10 protein-coding genes are annotated in these 12,695 nt (G+C 69.6%); 2 read left to right on the top strand and 8 right to left on the bottom strand.

The genetic code is table 11. The features are described 5' to 3' along the window. From BM150_RS25195 to BM150_RS22815, 7 genes are all read right to left on the bottom strand, one after another. A partial coding sequence (locus BM150_RS25195) for an FAD-binding protein (protein WP_139219634.1) occupies positions 1 to 93 on the bottom strand: 93 nt, incomplete at its 3' end. A gap of 242 nt (positions 94 to 335) precedes the next feature. After that, positions 336 to 1,211: a hypothetical protein gene (locus BM150_RS22840; protein WP_092929954.1), complete on the bottom strand. Its 876-nt coding sequence runs from the start codon at positions 1,209 to 1,211 to the stop codon at positions 336 to 338. Continuing rightward, a complete protein-coding gene (gene sigM / locus BM150_RS22835; protein ID WP_092929952.1) occupies positions 1,208 to 1,816 on the bottom strand; it encodes an RNA polymerase sigma factor SigM in 609 nt (202 codons plus the stop codon). Before sigM ends, BM150_RS22840 begins: the two co-directional genes overlap by 4 nt. Positions 1,817 to 2,045: 229 nt before the next feature. Next, a complete protein-coding gene (locus tag BM150_RS22830; RefSeq protein WP_092929950.1) occupies positions 2,046 to 3,689 on the bottom strand; it encodes a protein kinase family protein in 1,644 nt (547 codons plus the stop codon). A gap of 137 nt (positions 3,690 to 3,826) precedes the next feature. Further along, complete coding sequence (gene murJ, locus BM150_RS22825) at positions 3,827 to 5,656, bottom strand: murein biosynthesis integral membrane protein MurJ (protein ID WP_092929974.1); 1,830 nt, start codon at positions 5,654 to 5,656, stop codon at positions 3,827 to 3,829. Positions 5,657 to 5,979: 323 nt separating this feature from the next. Then, the gene (locus BM150_RS22820; RefSeq protein WP_092929948.1) at positions 5,980 to 8,427 is read right to left on the bottom strand and encodes a DUF6049 family protein; all 2,448 of its coding nucleotides are present in this window, start codon (positions 8,425 to 8,427) and stop codon (positions 5,980 to 5,982) included. After that, positions 8,424 to 8,957 carry an NUDIX hydrolase gene (locus BM150_RS22815; RefSeq protein WP_092929946.1) on the bottom strand — a complete coding sequence of 178 codons (534 nt, stop codon included), beginning with the start codon at positions 8,955 to 8,957 and terminating at the stop codon, positions 8,424 to 8,426. The genes BM150_RS22820 and BM150_RS22815 overlap by 4 nt, the downstream gene beginning before the upstream one ends. Positions 8,958 to 9,338: 381 nt before the next feature. Between BM150_RS22815 and BM150_RS22810 the strand changes: the two genes are divergently transcribed. Then, positions 9,339 to 10,790: a CCA tRNA nucleotidyltransferase gene (locus BM150_RS22810; RefSeq protein WP_092929972.1), complete on the top strand. Its 1,452-nt coding sequence runs from the start codon at positions 9,339 to 9,341 to the stop codon at positions 10,788 to 10,790. Between the two features lie 284 nt (positions 10,791 to 11,074). Next, a complete protein-coding gene (locus BM150_RS22805) occupies positions 11,075 to 11,647 on the top strand; it encodes a YqgE/AlgH family protein (RefSeq protein ID WP_092929944.1) in 573 nt (190 codons plus the stop codon). A 106-nt stretch (positions 11,648 to 11,753) separates the two neighbouring features. On the opposite strand, the gene BM150_RS22800 is transcribed toward BM150_RS22805, so the two are convergent. Next, a complete protein-coding gene (locus tag BM150_RS22800; protein ID WP_092929942.1) occupies positions 11,754 to 12,284 on the bottom strand; it encodes an SdpI family protein in 531 nt (176 codons plus the stop codon). Between the last annotated feature and the right edge of the window lie 411 nt (positions 12,285 to 12,695).

Here is a 12,695-nt window from a genome sequence, read left to right as displayed (position 1 = left end):
CGGCCGCAACTCCGCCCTCGCCGCATACACCGCAGCGGTGTAGCCGGCAGGACCCGAGCCAACGACAATCACGTTCCGCACGTCGCCAGTCACCGCGCCCCTTCCCTCGTCACGTCGTTCGCGCGTGGTCGGTGTCCGCGCGCTTCATCGTCAACGCGATACTAGGCGCCGGTTGTTCCCGTCCCCGTGGGGTGAGTGCCCGCGCCCACATGCTGGACCGCTGTTCTCGCGGCCGGGGTGAACCCGGTTGTTCACCCCACGGCCGCTCGTCGGCCGTTCCGTACGGAACGGAGAGGTCGAGCACCCTCGTGGACGATCCGGCTCGGAACTCCCGGTCAGCCACCGACCACGGTGTCGGACATGGTGGCGGGATTGCCCGCCCCGCAGTCGGTGCCGACCGTCAATAACCGGAACTGGCCGACCTCACCGGTCGACAGCACCATCAGCTGAGCGGGTTCACCGTTGAAGGTGATCCGCTGCGCTCCCATGGGGTCGCTGTCGGAGATCCCGTTCGCCTGTAAACACCGCAGCAGTCGGCCGGGGTCGTCCAGCCCGCCCGCGTACCGCTCCTCGGAGGAGAGCACCGCACGCAACTGTTCGCCGTTGAGCGTCGCCTGCTCCCCGGTTAACGCCAGCGGCGGATCCGAGGGGCCGGTGGCGGCCGGTGGCTCCGAACCGGTGTCACCCGCCTGATGGTCACCGGAGCCACCGCCCGGAACCGTGACCAGCACCACGGCCAGCACCGCGGCGGCCGCGGCCACCAGGCCCGAGCCCCACACGAGCCCGCGGCGTCGGCGGCGTCGGTTGCCGCCCCGGCCGGAAGCACGCCCGATGTCGATCACTTCGGCCTGTTCCGGCTCCGGCGAGCCGTGGGACTCCGCTCGCTCGTCACCGTGGATCCCGTGTCCGACGGTGTGCTCGTGCTGCCCGTCGGCGCCGTCCGTGGCCACCGGAAGCGGTTCGACGGCCAGTGACTGTTCGATGCGGGCCGCCACCTCCTCCGGTATCTCGACGGCGACCTGTTCCGCCAGCTGGGTCCGCGTGGTCTCCAGCGCGGTCAGGACCGCCGCGGCTGCCGGATCAGCGCTGGTCGCGGGCCGTAGTCGCGCCGCGGTCTCCTCATCGAGCGCTCCCGCGTGCAGTTCGGCCAGCATCTCGGGGGACCATTCCGGAACCCCGTGCTCACCGGCACGCCGATCCTCGCCACTCATCGTCCCTCCCGTCGACGCGTGGCCATGCCTTCGTCTGAGACGTGCGCGTCCGCACTCGGGTTCCGTAGATGCCCGAGAAGTTGCGCCAACTTGATCCGGCCTCTGGCACAGCGGCTCTTGACGGTGCCCTCGGCCACGCCGAGTAGTCTCGACGCCTCCGAAACCGGATATCCCTCGACGTCCACGAGCACGATAGCGGCTCGTTGATCTTCCGGCAGTTCGCCGAGCGCGTCCGATACGACCATTCGGGTGTCGTGCTCGGCTATTCTGTCGTGCGGGTGTGCGGGTTCGCCCGGACCGTCCTCCGGTAGTGGGACGGTGGCTCGGGCCTGACGTCTGCGAATTCGATCCAGGCAGGCGTTCACCACGATCCGGTGCAGCCAGGTGGTGACCCTGGACTCGGAGCGGAACGAACCCGCGTTGCGAAACGCGGAGATCATCGCGTCCTGCAGCGCGTCGGCGGCTTCCTCCGGATCACGCATCGTCCGCAGGGCCACCGACCACAGTCGATCACGGTGCCGCCGGAAGAGCTCGGAGAACGCCTGCCGGTCCCCGGATAGGTGAGCCGCTATGAGATCGGCATCCGAACTGGCGGTTTCTGACACGCCACGAACCCTACTGATTATGCGCTGTTACACATCCACCAGATTGGTCAGAGCGCCTCCCGTCCCACCGCAGTGGGCTTCCTCGTCTCCCGACCCCGCGGTGGCGGGACACGGGACGGCCCCGGAACCGGCGGCTCCCACTCGCTCCGCGCCTCCCTTGCGGGCTCTCACCGTGCGGCGGGGAGACCGGCGACCGGTCCCGCCGGGGCCGGTCCGCGCGACCGTAGCGTTACGCCTGCCCGTTGGTGCCGCGCAGCTCGATCTCCGCGATCTCGGAGCTGTAGCGGTCGCCCTGGGACAGCCCGGTGATCCAGACGAGCACGTGCGAAGTGGACTCGTCGGTCTTCACCGGGATGGTGGTGGTTCCGTCGTCGAGCTCGCCCTCACCGATCACCTTCGCGCTCGACAGCTCCGGGGATTCGTCGGACGCCGCCCGGATCTCCAGCTCGGTCCCCGAACTGGGGGAAGTGACGTCCACTTCGGTGAGTTTCGAGGGGTTCTCCAACGTGAGCACGATGCCGATCCCGCTCTTGAAACCGGTTCCGAGCTGGTCGTTGTAGCCGTCGGTCTGCCAGCTGGTGCCCTTGTCACCGTCGTGCACCAGGTCGACCTCGTCCCGGTTGTCCCGGTCCTGCTCGGTGACGAACACGTCCGACCCGTTCACCGCGACCGGTTTCGGTTGGGGCGCGGAGCTCTCCTTCGAGCTGGACGACGGCTGCTGTTGCGAGTCGCTGTTCGTCTCCCCACCGACGATCCGGTTGGGGCCCGAGCTGTCCGTGGGACCCACGAACATGCCGATGAGCATGGCGGCCAGCCAGCTGACCACGAAGAGCGTCACCACGGCCACGGCCCCGACCCCGTAGATCAGCTTGCGCCGTCTGCCGGGATCGGGTTTGGGGTCCTCGCGTTGCCAGACGTCGTCGCCGCGAGCCTCCACCCCCGCCGGTGCCGAGTGCATCACGGCCTCACCCGCGTCCTGCTGCGCGTACTGCTCCAGCACCCGCAGCACCGCCGCCCCGGTTCGTACGCCGCCGGTGGTGCCGTTCGACTCCGGGCTGCCCAGTGCGCGCACCGCCACCGTGGACAGTTCCAGCGGGATGGCCGGACGCAGCGTGCGGGGCGAGACCACGGTCCCGTCGGGGCCCGCCGGTGCGGAGGAGACGCCCTCCGGGCTGCCGGAAAGCGCCCAGCGGCCGGTCAGCAGCAGGTAGAGCAAGGCGCCCAGCCCGCGCACGTCCTCCCCGGAACCCGCGTCCGGCATCGGCCCCGGAAACGCCATCCGGATCTCGCCGTCACCGGTGACCCGCACCCGCTGCGGGTGGTCGATGCCCAGTACCAGTCCCGCGTGGTGCGCCGCTTCCACGGCGGCGGCCAGTGGTTGCAGCAGCCTGGCGGCGGTACCCGGGGCCAGCGGGCCGTCCGAGATCACCTCGGTCAGGTCGCTGCCGTGGGTCCACTCCGCGATCACGATGCCCAGCACGCCGTCCGGATCACCGGGAGCGCTGCTGACCACGTCGAGCACCCTGGCCACTCCGACGTGGTTGAAAGTGCTGGCGTGCATCGCGCGTTCCAGGGTGCGGCGCGCGTCCGAGGTCTGGGTGGTGTCGGTGCTGTCCCCGACGATGATCGTCAGGGACACGTCGCGTCCGAGGACGCCGTCCTTGGCCCGCCAGAGCTGGGCGTTGCAACGACTGTCCGAACCGACCTTGGTGAGCAGCCGATATCGTCCGTGATCGAGTACCGCGCCCGGCGCGAGTCGCTGCTCGGATGCGTGTGCCGTACTCGTAGTGTCCTCCCGACGCACGGTTCGCTCGTTGTGAATCGTGTCCTCGTGCTGTCCGGCACCCGGCTGCTCGGTCGGTTTTCCGCTCACCTGCCGTCTCCCGATTCTTCCCGTCGGCAAAGGGTCGCCGAACGCGAACCCCGCTCGTGCAAGGGCGGCCGTAGTCCACGATGATCCCGTCCGCCCCGCCGTAGAGACTCCCCGTTCGAGAGTACGTGACACCGCCGTCAGCGGCGACGCAGCAGACCCGTAATTCGGTTGAACGCGGGTTGGAGTTCCCGAACCCGCAGCAGCCACATCACGCCGAAGATGGCGGCCAGTCCGATAGTGCCGCCGAACACCACCTGCAGCCACCCGGTCACGGCGCCCGCGTCGCCGGGAACAACCGTGTCGATACCGGTGCTGACCAGCCAGGCCAGTGCGCCGCCCGCCACGGAGGCCACCAGCGTTCTGCCCAAAGTGCTCAGAAAACGGCGGGTGCCGAGTGGGCCCAGTCGAGTCCGCAGCCAGAGCTCGCCGACGAGCGAACCGATGACGAAGGTGAACGAGTTCGTGAACGTTATCCCCAGGACGACGCTCTCCTCGGGCAGCACACCGGCCACCCCGATCGCGAGTAACACCTTCACAACGGTCATCACGACCATGATCAGCGTGGGGGTCCGCGCGTCCTTCAGCGCGTAGAAGGCGCGCATCTGCATCATGGTGATCGCGAAGGGCAGCACGCCGAACGAGGAGACGGCCAGCGCGACTCCGAGCTGCTCGACCGAGCCGATGCCGTCCCTGACGGAGAACAGCGCCATGGCGATCGGCACGCCGAGCGCGGTCATCACCGCGCTGATCGGCAGCAGCGAGACGGTGGAGAGCCGGTTGCCCAGCGAGAGGTCGCCGACCATCCGCTCGTCGTCCCCGTCCGCGGCGGCGGCGCTCATGCGCGGCAGGATCGCCGTCATCACCGAGAACCCGATCACCCCGTAGGGCAGCTGCAGCAGCATCCACACGTAGTTGTAGATGGACCACGCGCCGGGGTCGGCGGCGGTGGCCACGCGGGACAGCGCCAGCAACCCCACCTGGCTGACCCCGACGTAGCCCAGCATCCACAGCGTCATCCCGCCGAACTCGGACAGCCGGGAGTCCCAGCCCAATCTGGGGACGAAACTCAGCCCGGTTCCGCGCAGCGCCGGAAGTTGCACGCACGCCTGCGCCAGCACACCGCAGCTGACGCCTATCCCCAGGGTCAGCAGGTGCGCGTCGGTCATCCGCACCGGATTCACGGTCAGTTCGCCGGGCAGCATGGTGTAGACGCCGAGCGTGACGAGGATGACCACGTTGTTCATCACCGGCGCCCAGGCGGGCGGGCCGAAGATCTGCTTGGACTGCAGCAGCGCGCCGAACAGCGCGCTGGCGCCGTAGCACAGGATCTGGGGCAGCAGCAGGTAGGCGAAAGCCGTGGCCAGTTCCGGGTTGGCCTTGTCGGAGTCGCCCATGTACAGCCAGACCAGCCCCGGTGCGGCGAGCAGGGACAGCAGGGTGCCCACCACCAGCACCAGTCCCGAGGCGGCCAGCAGCTTGCGCACGTACTCCTGCCCGCCGTCGGCGTCGGACTTCTGCGCCCGCACCAGAACCGGGACGATCACGCTGGTGAGCACACCACCGATGAGCAGTTCGAAGATGCTGGTCGGCAGCGTGTTGGCGACGGTGAACGAGTCGTTGGCCACGCTGAACCCGATGGTGTAGGCCAGCACCAGTTTCCAGCCGAAGCCGGTGATCCGGCTGATCAGCGTGGCGATCGCCATCGATCCGCTGGCTTTGAGCAGCGACTTCTTGCCGCCGCTGTGCCGGGGTTCGGAAGTTTCGTCCTCCTGGGCGCGGGCGGGTTCCGGATCGGGAGTCAAGCGCTCGGCCCTGTCGTCGACGCTGGGGATGACCTCGGTGTGCTGCTCGGCCCGGACATTGCCGGGGCCGTGGCCGACGGTCGGGATCGGTTGGGTCAGCTCCGCGGCGTTGTCGGAGGGGTCCGTGTTCGGTGCCGAGGCGGGAGGCGCCGGGAAACCGGTCATCCGTGGGAGCGGTTCTGTCGGGTGAGCGTCCTCCCCACCGGGTCCTCCTCGCGAACCGAGGGCTCCGGTGCGGTTGTCTCCGTTCACCAACTCATTCCTTCGATCGGCATGCTCACCCGTACGTGTGCAACCCGGCCAGGTTAGCTGAGGCCGCGTCGCCTGCTGGCTCGCCGTTACGGGTGGGCGGGGCGCCACGATCCGGCGAGGTGCTCACCGTGCGCTCGCCGACCCGCGACCGGTGCCTCCGCCGACCGGGCCTACCCGATGGCCGGTGCGCCCGGAAACTGACGCGACGCTGTGCACAGGGCTCGGGTCAAAGGGTCTCAGCTCTGCTGTGGATCATTTTCGGTGGTCGGGCGGTCGGCCGCGCCGTCCGTTCGGGTGTCGTCCGCCGAGCCGAGCGGTGTTTCGGCCGTTTCGTCCGCATCGTTCGTTTCGGGCGAGTTCGGCGGAGCGTCGGGTGGCTCACTCCCGTTCGGACCCGGCTGTTCCGCCGCTGTCCCGGTGGGACCGTTCGGCGTGGTGGTGCCGTTGCGACCCCTGATCCGGCGGACGATACGTCTGCCGGAGAGCAGCACGAGCAACGCCGCACCGCTGATCGTGATGATCAGCGAAACCGTGCCGTAGGCGTTCGAGTTCACCCGGATGCGCTGGGTCCTGCCCAGTTTCGTGCCCCCCTCGGTGCGCATCGTCACATCCACGGTGAACTTGCCCGCCCGCTCGGCGTGCAGCTTCGGCAGGAACTGGCGTTTGCCGTTGGCGGGGACCTTCAACCTGCCGAGGTCGTCCACGCTCACCCCGCGTGGGCTGTCCACGTGCAGCTCGAACCATATGGTCACCGGCAGGTCGTTGACCACCGTCACGGGCAGTTTGCCGTTGCTCGACGTCAGGGAGATCGGCTTCGGATCCCCCAGCCGAACGCTGCCGAGGATCCCCCGCAGGGTCCGTTCCGCCGTTTCCACCCATTTCCGGGCGGTACCACTCTCACCCCGCCATGCGCTGGAGGCACCGCGCAACAGGCCGTTGCGCAGCGGTGTGGTCACGCTGGCCGGGTCGACGTTCTTGGCTGGTTCACGCGCCGCGGCCCGGTAGAGGCGGCCGACCTTGCGGTTCTGTTCCGCGAGCTCGCCGAGCACCCGCTGCGGGATCTCGTCGGCGGCGCTGCTCGCCGGATAGGTGAGCGCCACCTGCCGGGGAGCGTTCCCGACGGACTGCTCCCGCGTTCCGGCCGCTCCCCGCTCCGCCGAGCCGTCACCGGGCTCGGGCAGGGCCGTCGGCCGTACGAACCCGGCGTCCCGCAGTGTTCGCAGCCCCGAGAGGAAGTCGCGCAGTTCCCCCTCGTTCGGATTCCAGCGACGAGGTGGGGCGATGAGCGTGGTACCGGGCACCGCCGCGCTCCGGGAGCGGAACGTCAGGCTCGCCAGGCCGTCCAGCAGTGCTGGAGTGGCGTCACCCAGCGGGGAGAGCTGGGTCGAGTTGGCAGCGCTCTGCCCGCGCATGGGGTTGAGCGCGTCGGCCACCAGCGGGTCGATCAGCCGAGCGCTCGGTGTGTAGTCGGAGTTCGCGGTGCTCAGGCGTAACGGCCGCAGCGACCCGTCGGTGCTCGCGAGTGAGTCGGGGTGCAGCAGCACCTTGTTCACCGCGGTGTCGGCGAGTTGGGAGGCGGCCGGTTCGTCCAGCGCTCCGTCCACCGGCCAGAGGACGTCCTCGCGGACCTCGACGCCCAGTTCATCGCTCACCGCGTCCGCGCCGTCCAGCGAGTCCTCGATCAGTTCGGGCAGCTCCGCACGCCCCAGCGCCACCACGTCCGTGTCGCTGTAGGGCATCGAGATCACGCAGCGCCCCTGGGTCACCGCCCGCAGGTCGTCCAGCCAGGTCCTGGCGGCTTCCGAACCGGTTCCCCGCACCGTGTCGCCGTTGTCCCGGCGCACCCGGTAGCCCTCGGCCATGGCTTTCGCCGTGACGATCAGGTCCGGGTCTATCGCGAAGCACAATCCCTTGCCCAGCGGTTCGTCCGGGGGAACTTCCTCGGACACCGCCCGGACCAGGCCGTGCAGCCTGCCGCCCGGGGCCAGTGATCGGGCGAGTCGGTCGTCGGTGAGGATGGTCGGCCGTCCGGGCAGCCGCTGCTGGATCATCCTCGGGTAGTCGATCAGCGGTATCAGCGTGGTCACCGGCGTGCTCTCGGAAGGGGCCGCCGGGGATCCTCCCGGAGGTGAGAGCACGGGCAGCATGAACCGGGTGGAGCCGACGCGGGCCCGTCGCCGGGAGGGGAGCTCACCGTTGACGTTGAGCAGCAGCGGATAGATCCCCGGGGAGCCGATGCGCAGCGATCGGGAGTCCGCGCCGCGCAGCGTCACCCGCAGTTCGAATCCGGTCCGGGCGCCCGCTGCGAGTTTCGTGGCGACCGGCTCGAACCTGGTTCGCACCACGGCGGTGGACGCCCGGTCCCGCAGTGCCTTGAGCACGCTGGCGCGGGTGGCTCGGGCTTCGCCGCGCTGCAGTCGCATCTCCAGGTCGCGCAGGGTGCTGTCGCTGGTGTTGTGGATGGTTCCGCTGATCGTCAGCGTGTTCGACGAATCACCCCGAACCAGCTGTGGCGTGACCGTGGACACGGTGATGTCGATCCGCTCGGTGGGCTGTGCCTCGGCCACCGGTGTGGTCACGGGGGCCAACGCGGCGAGCAGGGCGCCCACCACGAGCAGCAGCCCCGCCCGTAACCGGATCCGTGCGCCGCGCGGTTTTCGTGCGTGACCGGGGCCGCGGGTCATCCGTGCTCCGTTCCGGTGCCGAACTCCGCGCTGCCCGCACCGGGACCGAACAGCGCGATCGCGTGCTGGACGAGCCTGCGCTCGTCGGCGTAGGCCAGAGCCTTGTCCAGCTCACCAAGCGGCATCCACGCCACCTCGGTGACCTCCACGTCCTCGTCGGAAAGATCGCCGCCCATGGCCACCAGCAGGAAATGGTGCACGGTCTTGTGCACCCGCCGGTTGTCCGCGACGAACCAGTAGTCGATCGTCCCGATCGGGCGGATTACCCGTCCGATGATGCCCGTCTCCTCGGAGACTTCTCGCGCGGCGGTCTCCTCCGGTGTTTCACCGGTCTCGATGTGGCCCTTGGGCAGGGACCACAGCAACCGGCCCCGTCGGTCGGAACGTCCGATGACGGCGGCGTTCTCCCAGCTCCCGTCGACGACCAGCCCACCGGCGGAGGTCTCGTCCACGGTCCGCAGCCCGCGCCGCCGCCGCGGACCCCGACGTTTGGATCGGGAGCCGCCGGAGCGACCGGGCAGAGGGGGCATGTAGCCGATGGTAATGCGATCGGGCGGGTAACCGTCGTTCTCGACAACCGCCGTGGCGCGTTCCGACCGGCGCCGCCCTCCGCCCCTCGATCATCCAGGCTCACCCGTTCGGGCGACGAACGATGCGATCATAGTAATGATCGCGATCCCGTGCGCACTCCGGTTCGGCGGCAGCGCCCCACGAGTTCTGAAGTGGTCCCCGGGGCGCCGTACCGGCTCGGCCGCTCGGCCGGATCGGAACGCGCGCCGGCGCGCGAAGGGCCGGGTGCGGTGACCGCCGTGGTCGATTCGCTCGGGGCCGATACCCTGACGGCCGTGTCCCCTTCCGTTTTCGACGCCGCAGGTTCCCACGACTCCCCCGCGCGGACCGACGATCCCGAAGTGACCGCCGTGCGGACGGCGCAGCACAACGTGGTGCGGGAGCTGTCGCGACTGGTGCCGACCGCTCGGGAACTGGCCGAACGGTTCGCGGCCGAGGGGCTCTCCCTCTACATCGTGGGTGGCAGCGTGCGCGACGTGCTGCTGGAACGGTTCGGCGGGGATCTCGACTTCACCACCGACGCGCGGCCGGAACGGGTGCGCGGACTGCTGGACGACTGGGCCGAGACGGTGTGGGACACCGGTATCGAGTTCGGCACCCTGGGGGCCTACCGGCACGGCGTCACCGTGGAGATCACGACCTTCCGGGCCGACACCTACGACCGCACCAGCCGCAACCCCGAGGTCGTCTTCGGTGACTCCATCTCCGGTGACCTGCTGCGCAGGGATTTCACGGTCAACGCGATGGCGGTCGAACCGATCTCAGGGGAGTTCGTCGATCCGCACGGCGGCATGCGCGACGCGGTCCGGCAGCGGTTGGACACCCCCGCCCCACCGGAGGAGTCCTTCGCCGACGACCCGCTGCGGATGTTGCGTGCCGCCCGGTTCGCGGCGCAGCTGGGGTTCGAGCCCGCCGAGCGGGTGCTCGACGCGATGCGCCGCATGGCAGCCGAGATCGAGCGCATCACTCCGGAACGGATACAGGCCGAGCTTTCCAAACTGCTCTGCGGCACCTACCCACGCCGCGGCATCGAGCTGCTGGTCGACACCGGTCTGGCCGAGCACGTGCTGCCCGAGCTGCCCGCGATGCGGCTGGAGATCGACGAGCACCACCAGCACAAGGACGTTTATTACCACTCACTGGTAGTACTGGAGCAAGCCATCGACCTGGAGCGGGCCGAGAACCCCGATGGCGAGCCGGATCTGGTGCTGCGGTTGGCCGCGTTGTTGCACGACATCGGCAAACCGGCCACCCGGCGTTTCGAGCCGGGCGGTGGGGTGAGTTTTCACCACCACGAGGTCGTCGGTGCCAAGATGGCCCGCAAGCGGCTTCGTGCGCTGCGGTACTCCAAGGAAGTCGTTTCCGACGTCTCCGACCTCGTGTACCTGCACCTTCGGTTCCACGGTTACGGCGAGGGCAACTGGACCGATTCGGCGGTGCGTCGCTACGTCAACGACGCGGGGCATCTGCTGCGGCGACTGCACAAGCTGGTCCGCGCCGACTGCACCACCCGCAACAAGCGCAAGGCGCGGGCGCTGCAGCTCTCCTACGACGATCTGGAGGCCCGCATCCAGCGCATCGCCGAGGAGGAGGACCTGGCGCGGGTCCGCCCGGACCTGGACGGCAACGAGATCATCCGGTTGTTGGGGATCAGTCCGGGGCCGCTCGTCGGTCAGGCGTGGCGCCATCTGAAGGAGGTCCGGCTGGACCAGGGACCGCTGGAGCGGGCGGACGCGGTAGCCGAACTGCACCGCTGGGCCCGTGAGCAGGGGATCGAGCCGCCGGAGCAGTAGTCGGCATTATTAGTGAGCATCACTGCTCGGTAGTAGTGCTCACTGCTACCGGCTCGCGTTCACTGTTCCCGACGCCTTGCCCCCGGTCGCTCTCGCCGTTTCTGTCTCGCTGTCGCCGAGCGCCAATTTCTCGCGAAATCGCCGCGCCGGTGGGGCGGTGCGGCCCGGGCGGTGTCGATTTCCCACGAAGTTTTCGCCGGGCCGCCGGGCGGTATCGGCGCCTCGACACTCCTCGGTACGAACGGCCGGTCCCCAACTCCGGCCGGTAGTGAGATCATGGGCGGGTGGGATCCGACGCGGATGTGAAACCGGGGACGCTGCTGGTGGCGGCGCCCACGCTGCAGGACGACAACTTCAGCCGTGCGGTGGTCTTCGTCATTCACCACCACGACGAGGGCACGCTCGGCGTGGTGCTCAACCGGCCCAGCGAGATACCGGTGCACGACGTGCTGCCCAAGTGGGGCGAGTTGGCGAGCGAACCCCAGTCGCTGTTCGTCGGCGGGCCCGTCGAGCAGCGCACCGCGATCTGCCTCGCCGCGCTGCGAACCGGGGTCGACGCCGGGGATTTCAGCAACATCGTCGGTGTGAACGGGCCGGTAGGGCTGGTGGATCTGGACAGCGACCCGGACGAGCTGGCCGGTCAGGCGCGCGGGATGCGGTTCTTCGCGGGCTACGCGGGATGGGGCAAGCAGCAGCTGGCGGGCGAGATCGACCGGGGTGACTGGCACGTGTTCCCGGCACTGCCGGAGGACGTGATCGCGCCGCCCGACGAGAACCTGTGGGCCAGGGTGCTGCGCAGGCAGGGGCCGCCACTGGCTTTCCTGGCCACCCACCCGGGGGACGTACAGCTCAACTGAGCGAGTTCTTCCCCGCTCGGGCAGCGGGGAAGTGCCGTGACCTTGTGATCACGCATCGACGCGCGGCAGTGCCTCTCGTTGGACGCCACCTCGCGGGGATCCCGGTTCACCGACCGTCCGGCGCGGCCGTGCCCTCGTTCCCGCTCGCTCCCGGAGCCGTGGCGGCGAAGCATCCGCCCGCAGCCGAGCACAGTCCCGCCGCGGCGCAGCCACCACCGCTCGGCTCGGACACGTTCCCGGCGGGAGCCGCGGCGCAGGTGGCGCAACCGGAAGCCGCCGGGGCGGTCTCGGGCACCGCCGCCGCCGCTCGCCCACCGAGCACACCACCGGCCACGATCAGTACCAGCGCGCCGAGCACGCCGATTCCCGTGATCAGCCATCCCGTGCCGGTACCACCCAGCGCGGCCAGACAGCAGCCCACCACCACGGCGATCGTGCCGCCGGCGAGGATCGGCGGAGCGGCCACCCGGTTGGCCAGGCGGAACGTCTCGTCGTCACGCAGCGCCGCGGGGGTCCGCACCCCCGCGTAGCGGTTGCGCGGCAGGGTGCCACGCAACCCGCGCCACCCGAGCGCCAGCGCTGCCAGACCGGCGAGGATCACGACGGCACACACGATGATCAGCGATGCGACTGCCACCCCGCCAGCCTACGACGCCGCCGCGCAGGGGGACGGACAGCTCCCGCCTCGGGTGCGCGGGAGCACATGCGGCGGCACTCCGACTCCACTGCTACGGTTCCCGCCGTAGGCCCCGGATCCGCCTCTCCGGTCTCGAACGTCGGCCGCGACGCCGTCCGGGGCGGCCGCAGCACTCGCAGCTGTCCGCCCTGTCGGGGGTTCCCACCCGGTCATCGCGCTTTACGCTCCGGTTATGCTGTCCGTCGTGGCCACCGCCCGACTGCTTACGAAGCCGCGCTGAGGCGATCGACCCTCGGCGCGGCAACCCCTCATGCCCGGCAAGGGCTGAGGGGTTTTTAACTTTTCAGTGGCGGCACACCGATGAGTCGCTCGGAGCGTTACCCGGCGAGTCGGAGCGACGGACTAGGGGAA

Origin of the sequence: Actinopolyspora alba (genome assembly GCF_900112765.1) — a bacterium.
Lineage (GTDB): Bacteria > Actinomycetota > Actinomycetes > Mycobacteriales > Pseudonocardiaceae > Actinopolyspora > Actinopolyspora alba.
The sequence above is the reverse complement of the archived record's forward strand: the minus strand, read 5'-3'. Positions and strand labels throughout refer to the sequence as shown.